The organism is Prosthecobacter sp. (genome assembly GCF_044226605.1).
Lineage (GTDB): Bacteria > Verrucomicrobiota > Verrucomicrobiia > Verrucomicrobiales > Verrucomicrobiaceae > Prosthecobacter.
Map to the genome: position 1 here is coordinate 1 of NZ_JBGAGS010000023.1, position 18953 is coordinate 18953.

Annotated in this window: 13 protein-coding genes; 11 read left to right on the forward strand and 2 right to left on the reverse strand. The window is 61.9% G+C overall.

The window, feature by feature from the left end:
- The first annotated feature begins 963 nt into the window (after positions 1 to 963).
- The 3 genes from ACILSO_RS25910 to ACILSO_RS25920 all read left to right on the forward strand — a co-directional run bounded on the left by ACILSO_RS25910 (position 964) and on the right by ACILSO_RS25920 (position 6676).
- The gene (locus tag ACILSO_RS25910) at positions 964 to 2277 is read left to right on the forward strand and encodes a PcfJ domain-containing protein (protein WP_395740380.1); all 1314 of its coding nucleotides are present in this window, start codon (positions 964 to 966) and stop codon (positions 2275 to 2277) included.
- 600 nt (positions 2278 to 2877) lie between these two features.
- Positions 2878 to 5076 (forward strand): DUF1549 domain-containing protein, encoded by a 2199-nt coding sequence (locus ACILSO_RS25915; RefSeq protein ID WP_395740381.1) that lies wholly within the window; start codon positions 2878 to 2880, stop codon positions 5074 to 5076.
- A 175-nt stretch (positions 5077 to 5251) separates the two neighbouring features.
- The gene (locus tag ACILSO_RS25920) at positions 5252 to 6676 is read left to right on the forward strand and encodes an FAD-dependent oxidoreductase (protein ID WP_395740382.1); all 1425 of its coding nucleotides are present in this window, start codon (positions 5252 to 5254) and stop codon (positions 6674 to 6676) included.
- 61 nt (positions 6677 to 6737) lie between these two features.
- On the opposite strand, the gene ACILSO_RS25925 is transcribed toward ACILSO_RS25920, so the two are convergent.
- Positions 6738 to 7778, reverse strand: coding sequence for a LacI family DNA-binding transcriptional regulator (locus ACILSO_RS25925; protein ID WP_395740383.1), 1041 nt, complete (start codon positions 7776 to 7778; stop codon positions 6738 to 6740).
- A gap of 174 nt (positions 7779 to 7952) precedes the next feature.
- The gene (locus tag ACILSO_RS25930; RefSeq protein ID WP_395740384.1) at positions 7953 to 9407 is read right to left on the reverse strand and encodes an aminoacyl-histidine dipeptidase; all 1455 of its coding nucleotides are present in this window, start codon (positions 9405 to 9407) and stop codon (positions 7953 to 7955) included.
- A 399-nt stretch (positions 9408 to 9806) separates the two neighbouring features.
- Here ACILSO_RS25930 and ACILSO_RS25935 point away from each other — a divergent pair, with 399 nt between their 5' ends.
- The 8 genes from ACILSO_RS25935 to ACILSO_RS25970 all read left to right on the forward strand — a co-directional run bounded on the left by ACILSO_RS25935 (position 9807) and on the right by ACILSO_RS25970 (position 18950).
- Positions 9807 to 12461, forward strand: a complete 2655-nt coding sequence (locus ACILSO_RS25935) for a sialidase family protein (protein ID WP_395740385.1) — start codon at positions 9807 to 9809, stop codon at positions 12459 to 12461.
- A complete protein-coding gene (locus ACILSO_RS25940) occupies positions 12458 to 13666 on the forward strand; it encodes a phosphotransferase (protein ID WP_395740386.1) in 1209 nt (402 codons plus the stop codon). The genes ACILSO_RS25935 and ACILSO_RS25940 overlap by 4 nt, the downstream gene beginning before the upstream one ends.
- A complete protein-coding gene (locus ACILSO_RS25945; RefSeq protein WP_395740387.1) occupies positions 13663 to 14376 on the forward strand; it encodes an HpcH/HpaI aldolase/citrate lyase family protein in 714 nt (237 codons plus the stop codon). The genes ACILSO_RS25940 and ACILSO_RS25945 overlap by 4 nt, the downstream gene beginning before the upstream one ends.
- Before the next feature lie 518 nt (positions 14377 to 14894).
- Positions 14895 to 15284: a malonate transporter subunit MadL gene (madL, locus tag ACILSO_RS25950; RefSeq protein ID WP_395740388.1), complete on the forward strand. Its 390-nt coding sequence runs from the start codon at positions 14895 to 14897 to the stop codon at positions 15282 to 15284.
- 6 nt (positions 15285 to 15290) lie between these two features.
- Positions 15291 to 16058: a malonate transporter subunit MadM gene (gene madM / locus ACILSO_RS25955; protein WP_395740389.1), complete on the forward strand. Its 768-nt coding sequence runs from the start codon at positions 15291 to 15293 to the stop codon at positions 16056 to 16058.
- A gap of 12 nt (positions 16059 to 16070) precedes the next feature.
- Positions 16071 to 17558: an acyl-CoA synthetase gene (locus ACILSO_RS25960; protein ID WP_395740390.1), complete on the forward strand. Its 1488-nt coding sequence runs from the start codon at positions 16071 to 16073 to the stop codon at positions 17556 to 17558.
- 57 nt (positions 17559 to 17615) lie between these two features.
- Positions 17616 to 18017 carry a YlbF family regulator gene (locus ACILSO_RS25965; protein ID WP_395740391.1) on the forward strand — a complete coding sequence of 134 codons (402 nt, stop codon included), beginning with the start codon at positions 17616 to 17618 and terminating at the stop codon, positions 18015 to 18017.
- Positions 18018 to 18029: 12 nt separating this feature from the next.
- The gene (locus ACILSO_RS25970; RefSeq protein WP_395740392.1) at positions 18030 to 18950 is read left to right on the forward strand and encodes a DUF4886 domain-containing protein; all 921 of its coding nucleotides are present in this window, start codon (positions 18030 to 18032) and stop codon (positions 18948 to 18950) included.
- Positions 18951 to 18953: the final 3 nt, after the last annotated feature.

Here is an 18953-nt window from a genome sequence, read left to right on the forward strand (position 1 = left end):
AGCGCTCAGGAAAGCAGCACAGCACTGAAGGCAAAATCGCTTGGCAGAATGCCAGAATTTAACCGGCATTCCGGGCAGGCCTCTCTAAAAAGAGTGTTTTCACACAGCCTGTGTCCCCAGCCCGCCGCCGCCGAAGCCCACACCAGTCGAACAAAAACACAGCCTCTGACCGGCAATCACTTTCTCCATTCACGACAGCGGCCCTCCACGTCATACATAAGGGTGCCCGCGCCACGCGACAGCGTTTTGGAGTGCGGTCGCGCAGATGCAAGGCGCAAGCCTTGCATCGCAGCTACCGCTTTCGTGGGGTAATGGGTCTTCTTCGTCTCATCCTGCCCTTCGGCTCCCCGGCATAAGCAAACGGCGCCTCACCCAAACAACCCGCAAGCACCAATTCGTCGAGGACCCCAACGTCTGTCCAACGCCGCCGCGTCACAGCGCATCCATATCACCCCACGAGGAGTCTGCCCGCAGGGCCGGTAGGGAACCGCTGCGTCGGGTCCGTGTTTATGGGTCTATGCTGCCGCAGGCGCTCAAAAAGGTGCGCCGTCCTCAAAGCCTGGAACAACGGCAGCTGCGTGATTCTTCCACAAAGTCTTCTTTTAAACACGCATCGTCTCTCCACCCGCCGCTCTCCTCTGCCACGCGCCGTAAAACCGTAAGCCTCTGCTCGCCCAATTTTCTCCCATCGCTAATACCACCTCCTGGTATCCAGCCCCCACCCGCGCTAAAAATTCAACCTCAACAAAACACTTTCCCCACACTTCCGCTGGAAATCCACCAAGCCACCGCTACTCTCCCGCATGATTCTGTCTCCCTTCGCTTGATCCTCGTGATCGTTTGAAGCCCCGGCCACGACGCCGGGGAAAACAAACCATCGTATCCGCACTCGTCGCGTTTGCCGTCATCTAGGCGTGTGCCTGCGCGGGTCGATCAAGCCAGACCCCATCCCATTTCAGAATCATGAACTTGCATCATGGGCGCGCCGCCTCGCGCCCGCAGGCCCCGGTCATGCCCGTGGTCCTTTCCGGCCGCGCCTGGACGGCGCGCCTCCTTCGAAACAACTGCTTTCGCCAGCACTGCCATGCCGCCGCCCGCAGTCGGCGTGTCATCGGCGTGCCGCACTGGCCCGTTCTCGGCACGCGCCTCCTCACCGTGCTGGAGGCACGCAGCCGTGTCTTGTTTGACCTCCATCCCAAGGAATTCGGCGTCGTGCCCGCCATCGTCCGCCTCGCCGCCTATGCGCCCTCCTGGGTGCGTCAGCCGGAAGACTGGCAGCCGGATCCCGCACAGCATGCCCGCGCTCAGTGGGCTTCCTTCCTGCGCCACCTCCTGGTCCTGTATCCCGTGCCGGAGTTTCTCGACTCCGCGTGGCACGTCTTCGGTCAGCCCGAGCATTTTGACCGCGACTGCTGGGTTGCGGTGGCCCAGGGCCGTTCCTTGAATGAGGTGCCAGGCTTTCCCGGCAGCATGAAAAGCCGTGTACTCCATGCCGCGCTCCATGGCAGCGACGGCGAGGCAACCAGCCTTGCCTCCGCCGTCTGGCACGCCGAACTGGATGCAGCAGGCGCGACGCCCGCGCTGCATGACGCGGTGCTGACCCACCGCGTGTTTCAAAACCTCGCCTGGCATGCTCTGGGGTCGCGGCTCGTGGAAAAATTCGCCGCCGCTCCGGTCGAGGCCCCGGTGGCTGCTCATTTCTCTTTGGTAGCGGACGCTTTGCATACCATCGACGCACATCAGGGCCGTGCGCAGGCGGAGCAGTTGCTGCGCCTGCCGTTGTTCGCGCTCATGCGCCACGCCGTGAAGTTTGTCACCCGGCTGATGCAGGAGGTTGGGCATGACCTCACGGAGGAGCAGGTGCGCGCTGCAGCCGGTAGCGCCGAGTTGCTGCGTCTCGCCGCCAGGCGCTGGCGGCCCATGCTCGGTGGCATCCCCTTTGAAAGCCGCAGCGGCTGGGTGGACGGCCATCCCACCTGGCGCGTGGAAGAGCTGTGCACGACCGAGGCCCTCAAGGCCGAGGGGCGGGCCATGCGCCATTGCGTGTCCGGCTACACCGGCCGCTGCCACAGCGGCCGGTCCGCCATCTTCAGCGTCCGTTATCTAAAGCGGGAAAAGGCCGTGGTGGAGGCCCTTTCAATGGCCACCGTCGAGGTGGCGCAGGCCACGCGGTCAATCATCCAGATCAAAGCCCCTCGCAACACTTCACCCAGGCACCATGTCATGCGAATCATCCACGAATGGGCCGCCGCCAGCCACCTGGAGCCTTTGAAATGATCGCATCGCCTGGTCACGTTTGAAAACCTCAAAGAGTCGCTGCCCTCCCGCCGTTCCGTAGAACGCGGAGCGTCTTGGAGTGCTCCAGTCCTCTGGAGCTTTCCGCAGGCCGTTGGACCTCCGAAAGCGCCAGAGAACCGTCGCAGTCCAAAACGCAAAGCGCACGCCCCACCAGTTTTTAAACGCAGCCAAGCTCATGCCTGAGCACTCACGGGCACCTGTAGCAAGCTGCCTCTCATCGCCGCTCCTTGCTTCCGCTCGCCCCTTCCGCAAGCCCGTAGGGCTGGCACAAAAGTAGCCGTGGGTGCCAACCCACGGACCCCATCACCCCATGTCTTTCAAAGCGCGCTGAACCGCGTAGCGGTGACACAAACCCTCTCATACCCATCGCCATCAAAAGCAGTCTCCCTCTCCTCGCCCCTGCCTTGCTCAAACACATGCTGTTTCCCTCGGGGAGAGGGCCGGGGTGAGGGGCGATCCCAAGCCCGCAGCCGCGATTCACAGCCTTTAATCATGGCACCTCTTCTTCCCCCACCTCTCCTCCAAGCCAGAATACCAAGAGAAGAACCTCCGCTCTCCGCTCGTTTGTGTCGCATTCTTATGAACTCTCAGGTCCGCACACTCCTGTGTCTTACATTGCTTGGCGCCGCCATGCCGCTGCATGCAGCCACGCCCTCTCAGCAGATCGACACCCTCCTCGCCCAAGACTGGCAGCAGCACAAGCTCGCTGCCAATCCTCCCGCGACCGACGAAACCCTCGTCCGCCGCCTTTACCTCGACATCATCGGCCGCATCCCCACGCTTCAAGAAGCTCAGTCCTTCCTCACCAGCACAGACAAAGACAAGCGCGCCAAACTCATCGACCATCTCCTCGCCAGCGAAGGCTCCGCTCAGCGCATGTTCCACTTCTGGGCCGACCTCCTGCGCGTGCAAACACGCTCCAACGGCGGGCAAGGCGACATGACCTCAAAGCCCTACCTCGAGCACGTCAAACAGCGCATCCGCGAAAACATGCCCTACGACGCCTTTGTGCGCGAGCTCCTCACCGCCCAGGGCAAGGTCTGGAACAATCCCGCCATCGGCTACTACATGCGCGATATTGGCATGCCCTTGGAAAATCTCGCCAATACCACCCGCGTCTTCCTCGGCACCCGCATCGAATGCGCCCAATGCCACAACCACCCCTTCGACAAATGGACGCAGATGCAGTTCTACCAGATGGCCGCCTTCACCTACCCGCTGGAGACAAACTTCACCGGCATCTCACAGCAAAAAGGCGCCTTTGAACTCATGGTGCAGGCCCGCAAGAAGCCCGAAATGGAAGCCTCCACCCGCAACATGGGCCGCGTCTTTGAAAACCTCGGCGACTTCGTCCGCTACAGCAAAGTCCAGGCACTCCCCACCCGCCTCCTCAAGCTCCCGCACGACTACCAGTACAACGACGCCAAGCCAAAGGACGTCATCTCTCCGCAGACCATGCTGGGCCAGTCCGTGAAATGCGAGCCCACCGGCGAGACCACCAAGGCCTTCGCCGACTGGATGACCTCTCCCGAAAATCCCCGCTTCACCCTCGTCATCGCCAACCGCCTTTGGAAAAAAGTCTTCGGCGCAGGCTTGATCGAACCTGTCGATGAAATCCTCGACAGCACCGTCGCCTCCAATCCCGCGCTCATGAAATACCTCGAGCAGTTCATGCGCGACTCCCGCTACGACCTGCAGGCCTTCCAGCGGGCCCTCTACAATACACGCGCATATCAAAGCGAAGTCACCCGCGCCGAACTCCTCCCCGGCGAAGTCTGCCACTTCACCGGCCCGCTCCTCCGCCGCATGAGTGCCGAGCAAATTTACGACACCTTCGTCACCCTCATCCAGCCCACGCCCGATCTCCCACGCCGCCACGGCATCGACAGCGAGATGGCCCAAAAAATCGTCTATCGCGGCAAGCTCAGCGATGCCCTCGATCTCCTCACCTCTCAGGAAATCTTCGACGGCGCCGCCAAAGCCTCCGAAGGCTACGAGCGCATCGCCGCCCGCTCCAAAGTATTGCGCGATCAATACACCCTCGCACAAAAAGCCAAGGACAAGCCCCTCATCGAAAAGCTCAATCTCGAAATTCGCTCCCTCGAGTTCGTCGCACGCACCGGCATCCACGACTACGTCGTCGTCCCCGCCGTCGCCCGCTTGTACGAAAAGAAGACCGGCAAGCCCGCCCCACCACCCATTCCCGTCAAACAGCCCACGCTCGAAGAACTCAAAAAAGCCGGCCAAAATCGCGCTTATATCGACATCCCCGGCTACGACATCGACCAGGCCATCCCCCGCGAAGAAAAAGCCGCTGAAGACGCCCGCGAAGCCATCTATCGCGAGGAGATCAAACGCCACCGCATCACCGACAGCGACGCCTACCTCCAGTCCCGCCGCGTCCAGGCCAAAGACTGGCCCCGCGCCGCCGATCTCGAATCACCCGCGCCCCGCGGCCACTACCTCCGCGAGTTCGGTCAGAGCGACCGCGACATCATCGAAAACGCCAATACCGAAGCCAGCATGCCCCAGGCCCTCGTCCTCATGAACAGCGAGCTCTTCCAGAGCACCCTCAAGCCCCACACCCAGCTCCGTCTCAATCTCGCCGCCGCCAAATATCCCGACGACCAGCTCACTACCGTTTACCAGACCCTCCTCTCCCGCGCCCCAACGGCATCCGAGAAAGCCTCCTGGACCCAGGCCTCCCAATCCGGCCTCACCATCGAAGACCTCATCTTCGCCCTCATCAACACCCAGCAGTTCATCTTCGTAAAGTAGTCATGAGCTTCAGCTCGTTCCGGCTGACGCGTTCATAGTCATTAAAACTCCCGGGAAACCTTGCACACGCTCCAAGTAGGCGGCCCCCATCGCAAAAACAGTGCGTGCTTCGTTTGCTGCCCTTGAGGCTACAGTTCCGATAGCTCCTCCCCCGTCCCTCCGTCATACTGCCCCCATGAAACCCTCTCCCGTTTCCCGCCGCCATTTCCTCCACGCCGCACTCGCCGGCGGCGCTGTCAGCCAGACCCCTCTCATCGCCGCTGACGCCCCCGCATCCAAACCCGGCCTCTTCAACGAACCCGCCCACGATATCCCCCTCGCCAACGACTCCGACGTCATCGTCTGCGGCGCAGGCCCAGCCGGCGTCACCGCCGCCATCACCGCCGCGCGCGCAGGAGCAAAAGTCCGCCTCTTCGAATGGCGCGGCTGCCTCGGCGGCATCTGGACCGCCGGCCTCCTCGGCTACTTCCTCGACTTCAACAAACCCGGCTTCGCCAAAGAACTCCGCGACAAGCTCGATGCCCGCGGCGCACGTGCCAACTCCACCAGCGCCAGCCGTTTCTGCTACGACCCCGAAGCCCTCAAGCTCCTCCTCGAAGAACTCTGCGTCGAGGCCGGCGTGAAGTTCCAATACCACACCAAAGTCTGCGCCGCCTTCCGCGAAGGCAAACGCCTCACCACCATCATCACCGAATCAAAATCCGGCCGCCAGGCCTGGAAGGCCCCCGTCTTCATCGACACCACTGGCGATGGCGACCTCGGCTTCCAGGCAGGCTGCGCCTTCGAAATCGGCGAGGCCAACGAATGCCCCTGCCAGCCCCTTTCTCTCAATGCCCTCCTCGTCGTCAAAGACGTCGAGCAGCTCCGCGAATTCGTCCGCTTCGGCCAGCCCAAGCCCGGCGAAAACACCGACGGCGAAAAGAAAAAGCGCATCAAAGACGCCATCGTAAAAACCGGCCACTTCCCCTCCTACGCCGGCGCCACCCTCTGGCACGTCAGCGGCAATCTCGTCTTCGCCATGATGAATCAGGAGTTCGGCATCAAGCCCTGGGACGCCGCCGAAATCACCGCCGCCACCGTCCGCGCCCGCGCGGAGATGAACCTCATGGTCAATGGCCTGCGCGGCCTCGGCGGCCCATGGGAAGGCATCCAGATTGTCGCCACCGCCGAGCAGATCGGCATTCGCGATGGCCGCCGCATCCTCGGTCGCTACGCAGTCAACAAAGAAGACGTTATCAAAGGCGCACGCCATGACGACGCCGTCGTCCGCGCCACCTTCGGCGTGGACATCCACGCCACCACCGCCGAGCACAATCAAAACGGCGGCGCCACTCATGTCACCGGCATCAAAGTGAAACCCTACGACATCCCCCTGCGCGCCCTCATCGCCAAAGACGTCGATGGCCTCATGATGGCCGGCCGCTGCATCAGTGGCGACTTCATCGCCCACGCCAGCTACCGTGTCACCGGCAACTCCGTCGGCATGGGCGAAGGTGCCGGTGTCATCGCCGCCCTCGCCGCCACCTCGAAGCGCCTCCCCCACGAAGTCCCCTGGTCCGAAGGCGAAGCCAAACTCAAGTCCATCGGCCACCGCGTGTAGGCCCCCCTGGGAGCGCGGCACTCCGATGCCGCTCTGGAACGCGCCGCGACGATCGGTCACGTCAAATTCCCCTCACACTCGGCCCCTCCACCCACCTCGGCGGGATCATGATCTGTCGCGGCACCATCGGCACCCCATGCTCATGTTGGGATAGCTGCGTCACAATCAAATCCACCGCCGCCGCCGCCAGGTGCTCCCGCTGCTGATAAATTCCCGCATACTCCGCCATCCTCGGCGTCCAGTCATGCACCACAAAGCCAATATCCTGTGGCACCCTTAGCCCCAGCCTCCGCAGCCACCCCGGCACATGCGTGTCAAACGTAATCAGCGCATCCGGCTCATGCTCACGCATCCATTTAGCAAACGCTTCAAACCCCTTGCTGATGTCGTTGCTCGGAAACAGCAGCAGCGGCACCCGATCCCCCTCCGGCAAACTCTGCTGCCAGTGAAACAGCCCCCCGCTGTACCCAAACTGCGATCGGTTCACAATCCACCTCGTCACCGCCACGCCGATGCGTTTATAACCACGCGCGCTCAGCTCATCCGCCGCCATGTGAATCCCCAGCGTCATGTTCCCCGCGCACATGTGCAGCGCCGGGCTGCTCATCGCATTCCCAAACGTCACCGCCGCAAACGGTGAAAAATCCATCCGGCTGCACGGCAGCTGCATGCTCTGCGGAGATACGATCACCCCCTCAATTCCGCGTGCATGCAGGATCTTCTGCAGCCTCTTCGGCGTCAGCCCGTCCTTCCCCAGCCAAAACTCCTCCACCGCATACCCGTGCCCATGCGCACGGCTGCGAATATCATCAATTGGCACATACTGGTATGAAGGCCCCAGCAGCCCGTCCTGCGGCACATGCTCCCGTATCACCGCGATCACCGCCCTCACCCGTTGCTGCTTCCTCCCCCTCACCACCTGCATCATCCTCGCCAGATGCGGATCTGGCTGATAATTCAGCCTCTTCGCCTCCCTCAGCACCACCTCCCTCTTTTCCGCCGAAACCTTCGGCGCCCCCCTCAGCACCCTCGACACCGTCATCAGCGAAAACCCCGTCGCACGGGCAATGTCCTTCAGTGTTGGCGCGTGGGTGGCAGGCATGGCTTTAGGGCATTTTGAAAAAGGGTATGTCCGAAAAAGCCTGTGCGGCAAACGCAGCTCTCCCTCTCCCCGCCCCAGACACACGACAGCAGCAAACAGTTCTCTTCGGGGAGAGGGCAGGGGTGAGGGGCCCACCTTTTCGGAGCGTCCGGAGAGTATGAATGTAAGCAGCCATCATAGCCCCCCCAGCGTCTCCACCAGCAGCCTCCAAAACTTCTGCGCCGACGACACACTCGCGCACTCCTTCTCCGAGTGCGCCTCATGAATGTTCGGCCCAAACGATATCATATCCAGCCCCGGATACGCCATCGAGATCACCCCGCACTCCAGCCCCGCATGGCACGCCCCCACCTTCACCTCGTGCCCAAACAGCTCGCGATAAATCTTCCGCATCTTCTCCAGAATCGGCGACTCCGCACTCGGACTCCACCCCGGATAAGGATCCCCTGATTTCACCTGCGCCCCGATCAGCTCAAACGGCGCACGAAACGCCCGCGCCACATCCGCCTTGCTCGATTCCACCGAACTCCGCTGCAGGCTCCCCCATTCCGCTTTCCCTCCACCCAGCGCGATGGTCGAAAAATTCGAAGACGCCTCCACCAGTCCCGGCACTACAGGGCTCATGCGATACACCCCGTTCACCACCGCCTGCATCGCCAGCACTAGTGCCCTCTGCTGCTCCTTCCCCATGATCCCCACCTCACCCGCATCCACTTCCACACGTGTAGAGGCAATGCTCATTCCCGGCTCGATCAGTCGAAACTCTTCACGAATCCCCGTGGCTTCACGCCCAAAACATTCCGCAAACTTCACGTCATCCAGCACCACCACCTGCGCAACACATTGCGCCGGTATCGCATTCCTCGCGCTGCCCCCACGCATCGTGCTCAGTGCCACCACCATCTCGCCGCACGCGCTCAGCAGTCGCGCCATCAGCTTGATCGCATTTGCGCGTCCTTCATGAATCTGCAGCCCCGAGTGCCCACCCCGCAGTCCCGAGATTTGAAGACTCATCACAGTCGTCGCCGCTTCATGCGCCACCTCCGTGTATTCAAAAGTCCCCACCGTGTCGATGCCACCCGCGCAGCCAATCGTAAAAGTATCATCCTCTTCCGAGTCCAGATTCAGCATCGTCTTCCCCGTCAGCAGTCCCGGCTGCAGCCCCAGCGCACCTCCCATGCCCTGCTCCTCATCCAGCGTGAAAAGCGCCTCGATCGGCGGATGCGAAAGATCCTTCGCTGCTAGCACTGCCAAAATTGCCGCAACCCCCAGCCCATTGTCCGCGCCCAGCGTCGTCCCCCGCGCCCGCACCCAGTCCCCATCCACCCACATCTCGATCCCCTGCTTGTCGAAATCAAACGTCACCCCGTCCCCCGCCTTGTGCACCATGTCCAGATGCGCCTGCATGATCACCGGCTCACGCCCCTGCCTGTCCGTCGAAGCCGCCTTCCGAATGATCACATTCCCCGCGCTGTCCAGCTGTGCATCCAGCCCATGACGTGCCGCAAATCCCAGCACAAACCCCACCACCCGCTCCTCCCTCTTCGACGGCCGCGGCACAGCATTCAGATCAGCAAAACAGTTCCACAGAGCCTTGGGTTCGAGAGCGCGGATATCAGAGGAAGACATAAAATGAGTATGATGAGGCTTGGATCGTTGCCGCCGAATGCAAGCAAGTTCGCCGATAAAAAAAATCAATCGTATGAGGGCCACTCGGCCAAGGCAATAGCGCGATCGACCTCGTCATTTCTTAGCACCAAAGGTGCGACCTATCGCAGCCCAGGGTAAGCGAGCCTCAGCGAGCGCCGCCCTGGGTCAGCAACCAACACCTGGGGGAAGCAAACCGGGCACTCCGCCACACCCCTCGCGCACCAGCAGCGTCTGCAAAGTATTTCGCCGCACGCTTGCGCACAGCTCCGCAATCACACGCCACCCCGCACAATCCATCATTCGCCAAGAATGTTAACATAACACCCCATCACCCCATTCCCCCCTGAAATCCCCCGTCCCCCACGCGTTCCTCTCCCCGTGAATCCCCGCCAGCTCTGCCTCCTCATCTCCCTTACCTTCACTCTCGCGTGCGCCATCACAGCGCGCGCCGCCGACTCCCTCGGCCATCGCCACCAGACCTGGCAGGGCATCCCCGGCCTCGAACGCACCGCTGCTGGCCGCGTATTCTCCTCCTGGTTCACCGGCGGCCCCAAAGAACCCTCCGCAGAAAACACCGTCCTCCTCTGCTACAGCGACGATCAGGCCAAGACCTTCACCACGCCCGAAATCATGGCCTCTCCCGCTGCCGGCACCCGCTGCTTCGATCCCACCCTCTGGCTCGATCCCAAAGGCCGCCTCTGGTACATCTTCAATCGCGGCAATCAAGACACCGCCGTGCACGACGTCCACGCCCGCATCTGCGATGCCCCCGACGCCACGCCTCCCGTCTTCGGCCCCGAGTTCCGCGTCGGCTTCGCAGGCCCCTACGCCTTCCGCATGAACAAACCCACCGTCCTCTCCACCGGCGAATGGATCATGCCCGTCACCCACGCCACCGAGCAAATCCACTCCTGGTTCGCCGGCCCCCGTCAGCTCCAAGGCGTCGGCATCTCTACCGATGAAGGCAAAACCTGGCAACTCCACGGCGCGCTCAAAGCCCCCGAGTGGGCCTTGGAGTGCATGATCACCGAGCTCAAAGACGGCCGCCTCTGGCTCCTCACCCGCACCGGCGCCGGCTTCCTCTGGGAAAGCCACTCATCAGACAAAGGCCGCACTTGGACTGAAGCCAAACCGAGCACCATCGCTAATCCCGGCTCCCGCTTCTTCATCCGCCGCCTCTCCTCCGGCAATCTCCTCCTCGTCAATCACCACGGCTTCACCGGCAAAACCCGCAGCCACCTCACCGCACAGCTCTCCACCGACGACGGCCTCACCTGGAACTCAGGCCTCCTCCTCGATGAACGCAGCGGCGTCTCCTACCCCGACGGCGTCCAAGACCGCGACGGCCTCATCTGGATCACCTACGACCGCGACCGCCAGGGCGCTGGCGAAATCCTCCTCGCCCAGTTCCGCGAAGAAGACGTCGCCTCCGGCAAAAACACCTCCGGCTCCGTAAAGCTCAGGCAAACCATCAGCGCACTCTCCGCTCCCTCCATCATCCCCGCCAAATGGGACCCAGCGCTGGCAGGAGATACCATCATGCAGCACCTCGTCAACACCTCCGCCCCACAGGTCAAAGGCGCCCACGATGCCGAGTTCGTCTGCGTCGCCGACCGCGCCTACATCGTCACCGAGGCCAACGATCTCAAAGCAGGCGAAAGCGCCGGATGGCCCTTCATCTACGCCACCCTCTCCATCGTAAACCTCAAGACGCTCACCCTCGAAAAGGTCATCGACTTCGCCAAAAGCGAGCAACACTTCGAAAACGAAACCCTCCCTACCGGCGCCTGCTTCGTCCCCCGCATCCTGCAAAAAGACGCCACCACCCTGCGCTGCTACTTCACCAGCGAAGACCCCGGCAAACGCCAGTCACAGATGTGGTATCGCGACTTCCATCTGCAGTCAGGCCAATTCGCCCCCACCATCCACAAAGCCAAATTGCAAACCGCCGCAGGCACCTTCGATTTCCAGCCCCAGTACTTCCACGCCGACGCCGCAGTCCAGGGCTTCACCAAGCCCGCTCGCGACTCCTCCTTCTTCATCTTTGACTCCTTCAAAAAGATCGACGGCAAACTCTACACCGCCCTCAACAACTTCGGCGGCAAACAAAACGCCCTCGCTCTCGTGCACGACGACCTCGCCACCTTCGAAGTCCTCGGCCACTACAACGAGCCTCAGTCCGAACAGCTCAGCGAGTCCGCCGTCAATCGCCTCCCCGACGGCACTTGGATGGCCATCTGTCGCAATGACAAAGGCAACTACCACTTCACCACCAGCACCGATGGCAAAGCCTGGACCACCGGCCGCCCTCTGCCCATCGTGCCAAACGGCGCAAACTCAAAGCCCACCTTCGATCACTTCGGCGGCATCTACTACCTCGGCTGGCAGGAGTCCACCCGCATCCAGGGTGTCGGCCGCAGCGTCTTCAATGTGGATGTCTCACGCGACGGCAAAATCTGGGAACGCAAATACCGCTTCGAGTCCCCGCACTCCTTCCAATACCCCACCTTCCACGAGCACGACGGCGCCATCTGGCTCGCTGTTACCCAGGGCGACAAAGACGCCAGCCGCAAAGAACGCATCATGTTCGGCAAACTGGAAGACATCGGAAAATTCGAATCACTGTCAGACAAAAAACGCATCGCCTGGCCCGCCCCACCAGAAGAAGCAGCCGTTATGAAACACGGCGTCAAACTCTTCACCGACCGCACCTACATCATCGAAGAAGTCCCCGTCCCCGTGCGCGATCTCCCCTTCCTCCGCACCAGCATCGAAAAGCTCGACGTCGAAGTCACCGAACCCGGCACCCTCTACGTCCTCACCCCGACCACCCGCCCCAAAGCCGCCAGCCAGGAAGAAGCCCTCAGGGCCGCAGGCTTCATCAAAGTAGATGTCCCCGAAACACAGCTCTTCCCCGGCGAGATCAATCTCATGAGCCTCTACCGCAAAGAGGTCGCCGCAGGCGAACAGTTCCACTTTAAAAAAGTCGTCATCTTGGTTTCCGGTCCAGGCACAGCACTCAAACAGCCATGAGCCGCCAAGACATCTACTACTGGAAATGCGACCGCCCTGCCGCCTTTCACGGCACGCAGACACGCGGTGCTGCCGATGCTAAAATCGAGCATCAACTCCGCGAAGTCCTGCAGCGCCACTTCGTCACGCAAGTTGTCGAACTCAGCACAGGCATCGGTCAAGGCAATCACCTCACTTGGAACGCCAAGGTCGCCGGCCAGCCCATGTTCATGCGTGTCGAAAACGGCCCTGAAAAAGATGGCCACCTCGCCATTGAATCAGCCCTGCTCTCCCGTGTTCGCGAGTCCGGCGTAGTCACCCCCCGCGTCTATGCCTGCGATGCCACTCGCACCCGCGTCCCCTTCGCCTGGCAGGCCCTCGAGCGCATCTCCTCCCCGGACCTCAACCACTGGTTCAAACAAGGCCGCCTCGACATCCCCCGCATCGCCCACAGCATCGGCACAGCCGTCGCCCAATGGCAGCAAATAACTCTGCCAAACTTCGGCATCCTAAAGTGGTCTGAGCCAAAGTGCTCCCAGTCAAAGTGGTCCGCACAGTCCTCTGTGCGGCACGAACGTCCCCTCGCTCCCGAATCGCATCCACGCCCCCAAGCCTCCGACGCTCACGAACCTCCCCTCGCCCCCCAATCCCCCCCCACACTCTCCGGCTACCACCCCACCTACGCCGACTACTTCCATCTCCGCCTCGACCAACACCTCTCCTTCCTCGTCTCCCACAACTTCCTCACCCAATCCCAAAGCGCCGATATCCTCGCCGAAATCGAAAACCACCGCGCCCTCCTCGATCTCGACACCGGTTGCTTCGTCCACAAAGACCTCGCCCTCTGGAACATCCTCGGCAGCGAAACCGAAATCGCCGCCTTCATCGACTTCGACGACGCCATCTCCGGCGATCCCATGGACGACCTTTCCCTCCTCGCCTGCTTCCATGATGACACCTTCCTCCGTCACGCATTCGAAGGCTATCAAAGCATCCGCCCTCTTCCAGAAAATCACCTCCGCCGCTTCTGGCTCCACCTCCTTCGCAACATGATCGTCAAGTCCGTCATCCGCGTCGGCGCCGGCTACTTCGACCGAGACGATGGCTTCTTCCTCATCTCCTCCGGCACCTCCGGCCGCTCGCTGCGCGACTTCACCCTCTCACGCTTAAACCTCGCCTTGCAGGGCTTGCGCAACTCCAGCAGCATCGACATCCTCCGACCATGAAAAAACACATCGGCGCCTTCCTCTCCATCGGCTCCCCCGCCGTTACCGAACTCGCCGCTGAGTGCGGTTTCGACTGGGTCCTCATCGACCTCGAGCACGGCTGCGAATCCGAAGCCGCCCTCCCCAATCAACTCCGCGCCCTCCGCGGCAGTTCCACCCTCGCCATCGTCCGCGTCAGCGCACCGCATTCAGATCTCATCGCCCGCGTCCTCGACTGGGGCGCGGATGGCATCATGATCCCTCACGTCAACACCGCCGCCGAAGCCCGCCACTGCGTGGACGCCGCCACCTATCCACCGCATGGCCATCGCGGCGTCTCCCGCACCGTTCGCGCCTACGGCTACGGAATGCGCCTCCCCGAAGGCGAGATGCCCAAGCCCATCATCCTCGCTCAAATCGAAACCGCCGAAGCCGTCGAAAACGCCGCTCAAATCGCCGCCGTCGAAGGCATCACCGCCCTCTTCATCGGCCCCGCCGATCTCTCCTTCGATCTCAAAGCCCAGAACTCCCCACGCCCTTACGACGACTGCGTGAACAGCATCGTCGCAGCCGCCAAAGATCACAACAAGGGCTGCGGCATCCTCGTCCGCCACGCCGACGACAAAGAAAAACTCAAAGCCCTCGGCTTCACCTGGCTCGCCATGGACTCCGACCTCTCCCTCGTCCGCGAAGGCTTCAAACGCAATCTCGCCACCGCCCGCGCCTGGTAATCACCACACACCACGATTCCTCGAGATCGGGTGCGTCTTCACCAGAAAAAGCCCTCCGCGCAGCGCCTCCGGCAGGAGTGGGATCATCCTGATCCCACACCCTTTCGCTTCGCCCATCCTTCCCGAACCAGCGGCTCACGATAGCCCCCGCTTCCCCTCAGCACTTGTACGCTTTAAATGTTTCGTGTCCTGTACACATAAGGCGGCAAACGCGATTCCCCCTCTCCCCGCCCCTGAAAAAGCGACCATGCCTATTATTTTCTTCGGGGAGAGGGTTGGGGTGAGGGGTATTCCAGCGGCTTCGCAAGCATACGGCATCCCCATCCCCTAACCTTTCTTCCAAGAATGTACTTGGCAATGCCATGTTCTCTATGGGGAGAGTGTATTCGCTTTGGTGCGCACCTCGCCCGCTGCGCCTTCACACACCGCGCAGCCTCATTTCAACCGCGTGTTCTCCACACCAAACTTCCCAGATTGACATCCCATCCCAAATCCTGCCATCCTCCCGCCACGTCATCATGATCATCTACGGCACCGCCCTTCTCGCCACCTGCCATCTGCTCGGCATCATCCTCGGCGATCTCCTCGGTCGCTCGCTCGGCATGACCACCAATGTCGGCGGCGTCGGCATCGCCATGCTCCTCCTCATCGGCATGCGCTTGTTCCTGCACAAGCGCGGCATGCTCTGCCCCACGTCGGAGAGCGGCGTGCATTACTGGGGTGCGATTTACATCCCCGTCGTCGTCGCCATGGCCATGAACCAAAACGTCGTCGCCGCCCTGCGCGGCGGACCGGTCGCGCTGATCGCTGCAGTGGGCAGTGTGGTGTTGTGCGGGTTGTTCGTCTCATTCATCAACCGCATGGAACCCGAAGAGCCCAAATCGGAACCGGAGGCATCAGCCGAGTAGTCCCTCATGTGGCCGATCCTTGAAAAAGCCGCCAAAGAAAACGGACTCGTGCTGGCATTCGCCGTCGTGGGCCTCGTGATGCTCGTGTCAGGCGTCATCTCACGAAAGCTCACCTTTGGCCGTGTGCAGGGCTCGGCCATCGCCATTCTCATCGGTCTAGCGCTCGCCTATGTCGGCGGAAAAATGTCCGGCGGTACCAAAGGTCTCGCAGACATCGCATTCTTCAGCGGCATCGGCCTGATGGGCGGCAACATGCTGCGCGATTTCGCCATCGTCGCCACCGCGTTTGAAGTCCACGCTGAGGAGGCCCGCCGCGCAGGCTGGATCGGTGCCATCGCACTGCTGCTCGGCACCGTGCTGCCCTTCATCGTCGGTGTCTGCGTGGCCCGGGCCTTCGGCTATTCAGACGCCGTCAGCATGACCACCATCGGCGCAGGCGCAGTCACCTACATCGTCGGCCCAGTCACAGGCGGTGCCATCGGTGCCAGTTCCGATGTCATGGCCCTGAGCATCGCCACCGGTGTCATCAAAGCTATCCTTGTCATGATCTCCACGCCAGTGGCCGCAAAATTCCTGCGCCTCAAGACACCTCGTTCCGCCATGGTATTCGGCGGCCTCGCAGGCACCGTCAGCGGTGTCTCCGCCGGCCTCGCCGCCACCGATCGCAGGCTCGTCCCTTACGGCGCATTAGTCGCCACCTTCCACACCGGCCTCGGCTGCCTGCTCGGCCCCTCGGTCCTGTTCTTCGCGGTGAAGATGTTTGCTGATCACTGACCCTTTTCATTCATGCCCGACCTCCCACTCATCGCCCGCGCCCGCTCCCACAGCGCTTCCACCGCATACCGCACCGCAACCCAGTCCTTCACGTACCAAGATCTCATCGACCGCTCAGCAGTACTCGCCACCGCATTGCTCGCTGACACCGATGACCTAAAGGAAGCCCGCGTCGCACTCCTCGTTCCCGCAGGCTTTGACTACTCCGCCTCCCAATGGGCGATCTGGCGCGCCGGTGGCATCAAAGTACCAATCTGCCTCTCCGCCACGGAGCCGGAGTGGGAATACGCCCTCACAGACTCCGGCGCCAGCACCGTGCTCGCAGACAAGTCCATGGCCGCAAAGATCGCGCCCCTCTGCTCCAAACTGGGCGTCCGCTTGCTCGACATCGATGCCATCACCTCCGCACCATCGAAGACCTTGCCCGACATCTCTCCAGAGCGTCGTGCCATGATCCTCTACACCAGCGGCACCACCAGCAAGCCCAAGGGCGTGGTCACCACTCACGCCAACATTCAGGCCCAAATCGAGAGCCTCGTCGAGGCCTGGGAATGGAGCGCATCAGATCGCATCCCATTGTTTCTGCCCATGCACCACATCCACGGCATCATCAATGTCACCTCCTGTGCCTTGTGGAGCGGTGCGCTCATCGAGCCATTCCCGCGCTTCGACTTGAGCGCCATTCTCGACCGCGTCCGCAGCGATGCCTTCACCCTCTTCATGGCCGTGCCGACGATCTACGTGAAGCTAATCCAGGCCCTCGAATCCGCCGATGAAAAAGATCGCGCCGCCATCGTCGCAGGCTTCGCACGCCTCCGCCTCATGGTCTCCGGCAGCGCCGCCCTCCCCGCCAGCGTGCATGAGCAATGGACCGCGCTCACCGGCCAGAAACTTCTCGAACGCTACGGCATGACCGAGATCGGCATGGCCATCTCAAACCCCTATCACGGCGAGCGCCGCCCCGGAGCCGTGGGCAAAGCCTTGCCCGGCGTCGAAGTCCGCCTCAAGGCCGAATCCGGCGCCATCATCACCGGCGAAGACGAACCCGGCGAGATCCAGGTGCGCGGCCCCGGTGTCTTCCGCGTGTATTGGAACCGTCCCGAAGCCAGCGCCGAAACCTTCGATGAAACTTGGTTCCGCACCGGCGACATGGCCGTGCTCGAGCGCGGCTACTACCGCATCATGGGCCGCCTCAGCGTGGACATCATCAAGAGCGGCGGCTACAAGCTCAGCGCCCTCGAGATCGAAGCCGCGCTACTGGAGCATCCCCTCATCGCCGAGTGCGCCGTCATCGGCCTGCCCGATGACGTCTGGGGCGAGGCCGTCACCGCCGTGCTCGTGCTCAAAGAAAACGCCACCCTCGACCTCCCCACCTTGCGCGACTGGTGCAAAGGCCGCCTCTCCGTCTATAAAGTCCCCCAGCGCCTCCTCGTCGTCACCGAACTGCCACGCAACGCCATGGGCAAGGTCACAAAACCAGCCGTCCGCGCCCTGTTTTGAATCAGGGCGAAATTTTCTCTGTGAACCCGCCTTTTCCGCCTACTCTCATCGCCCCCCATGAAAGCATCCCCCCAGATCACCTCCAAAATCGTCGAACTCTGCGAAGTCCTCGTGTCCGACGCCGAAGTTCAAGGCGCTCGCGAAAAGGCCGAGGCCTTCCTCGCTGACGAGTCCGCCGTCTCTCTCTACCGCGAGATGGCCACTCTCGGCCGCTCTCTCCACCAGAAGCAGCATCACGGCGAAGAACCCACCGGCGAAGAAGTCAGCCGCTTCACCGACCTCCAGGACAAGTGCGAAGAAAACCAGGCCATCTCCAGCTTCCTCGAAGCCCAGGACATCCTTCGTGGCATCGCCGAAGTGGTGAACGGCTACGTCGGCAAAAGCCTCGAGCGCGGCAAGGTGCCGACCGAAGCTGAAGTGTTTCCCCAAGGCTGTGGCGAAGGTTGCGGCTGCCACTAATCACCAGCCCTTATGAAAGCGTTCGCCCTGATCGCCTCTCTGCTGTTTTGCGTCTCGTCCTTCGCGGGCGAGGCCAAAACCGTGAAGCTCCTCACCATTGGCAACAGCTTCTCCGCCAATGCCACCCACTACCTCGGCGATCTCGCGAAGGCAGGCGGTCACACCCTCCTCCATCAGCCCCTCGTCATCGGCGGTGCCTCATTCCAGGTCCACGCCGAGAAGGCTCAAAAACACGAAGCCGACCCCGCAGACAAGGCCGGCCTCTACACCAGCGGCCGCGGCCTGAAGGAAAATCTTGAACTGCAAAAGTGGGACTACGTCACCATCCAGCAGGCCAGCATCAAGAGCCACGACTTCGCCACCTACCAGCCCTACGCCGCCTGGCTCCGCGATTACGTCACCAAACACGCCCCCCAGGCCAAACTCCTGATCCACGAAACCTGGGAATACCGCAAAGACGACCCACGCTTCACCAAGCCTTCCGACAAATCGGGCGAACCCAAAACTCAGGACGAAATGTACAACGGCCTTCACGCCGCCTACGACAAACTCGCCGCCGAATTCAGCGCCCGCATCATCCCGACCGGCGATGCCTTCCATATCGCCGACACCGATCCAAATTGGGCCTACCAAACCGATACAACTTTCAACCCAAAAATCGCGAAGACGCCAGAATTGCCGAATCAGACACACAGTCTGCATGTCGGCTGGCGCTGGAACAAACCCAAAACCGGCAACGGTCCCGTCACTCTCGGCATGGACGGCCACCACGCCAACATGCTCGGCGAATACCTCGGCGCCTGCGTCTGGTATGAAGTGCTCTTCGGCGACAGCCCCGTCGGCAACACCTTCATCCCCAAAGGCCTCGACCCCAAAGACGCCGCCTTCCTGCAGGAGACCGCCCATCGCGCCGTCCAGGCCCGCTTAAAATAGTGT

Bases quoted from the DNA above. Each gene is read 5' to 3' on its own strand.
- ACILSO_RS25910 (WP_395740380.1), top strand. From the start codon at position 964: ATGAACTTGCATCATGGGCGCGCCGCCTCGCGCCCGCAGGCCCCGGTC.
- ACILSO_RS25940 (WP_395740386.1), top strand. From the start codon at position 12,458: ATGAGCCGCCAAGACATCTACTACTGGAAATGCGACCGCCCTGCCGCC.
- ACILSO_RS25930 (WP_395740384.1), bottom strand. From the start codon at position 9,407: ATGTCTTCCTCTGATATCCGCGCTCTCGAACCCAAGGCTCTGTGGAAC.
- ACILSO_RS25915 (WP_395740381.1), top strand. From the start codon at position 2,878: ATGAACTCTCAGGTCCGCACACTCCTGTGTCTTACATTGCTTGGCGCC.
- ACILSO_RS25965 (WP_395740391.1), top strand. From the start codon at position 17,616: ATGAAAGCATCCCCCCAGATCACCTCCAAAATCGTCGAACTCTGCGAA.
- ACILSO_RS25960 (WP_395740390.1), top strand. From the start codon at position 16,071: ATGCCCGACCTCCCACTCATCGCCCGCGCCCGCTCCCACAGCGCTTCC.
- madM (WP_395740389.1), top strand. From the start codon at position 15,291: ATGTGGCCGATCCTTGAAAAAGCCGCCAAAGAAAACGGACTCGTGCTG.
- madL (WP_395740388.1), top strand. From the start codon at position 14,895: ATGATCATCTACGGCACCGCCCTTCTCGCCACCTGCCATCTGCTCGGC.
- ACILSO_RS25925 (WP_395740383.1), bottom strand. From the start codon at position 7,778: ATGCCTGCCACCCACGCGCCAACACTGAAGGACATTGCCCGTGCGACG.
- ACILSO_RS25945 (WP_395740387.1), top strand. From the start codon at position 13,663: ATGAAAAAACACATCGGCGCCTTCCTCTCCATCGGCTCCCCCGCCGTT.
- ACILSO_RS25920 (WP_395740382.1), top strand. From the start codon at position 5,252: ATGAAACCCTCTCCCGTTTCCCGCCGCCATTTCCTCCACGCCGCACTC.
- ACILSO_RS25970 (WP_395740392.1), top strand. From the start codon at position 18,030: ATGAAAGCGTTCGCCCTGATCGCCTCTCTGCTGTTTTGCGTCTCGTCC.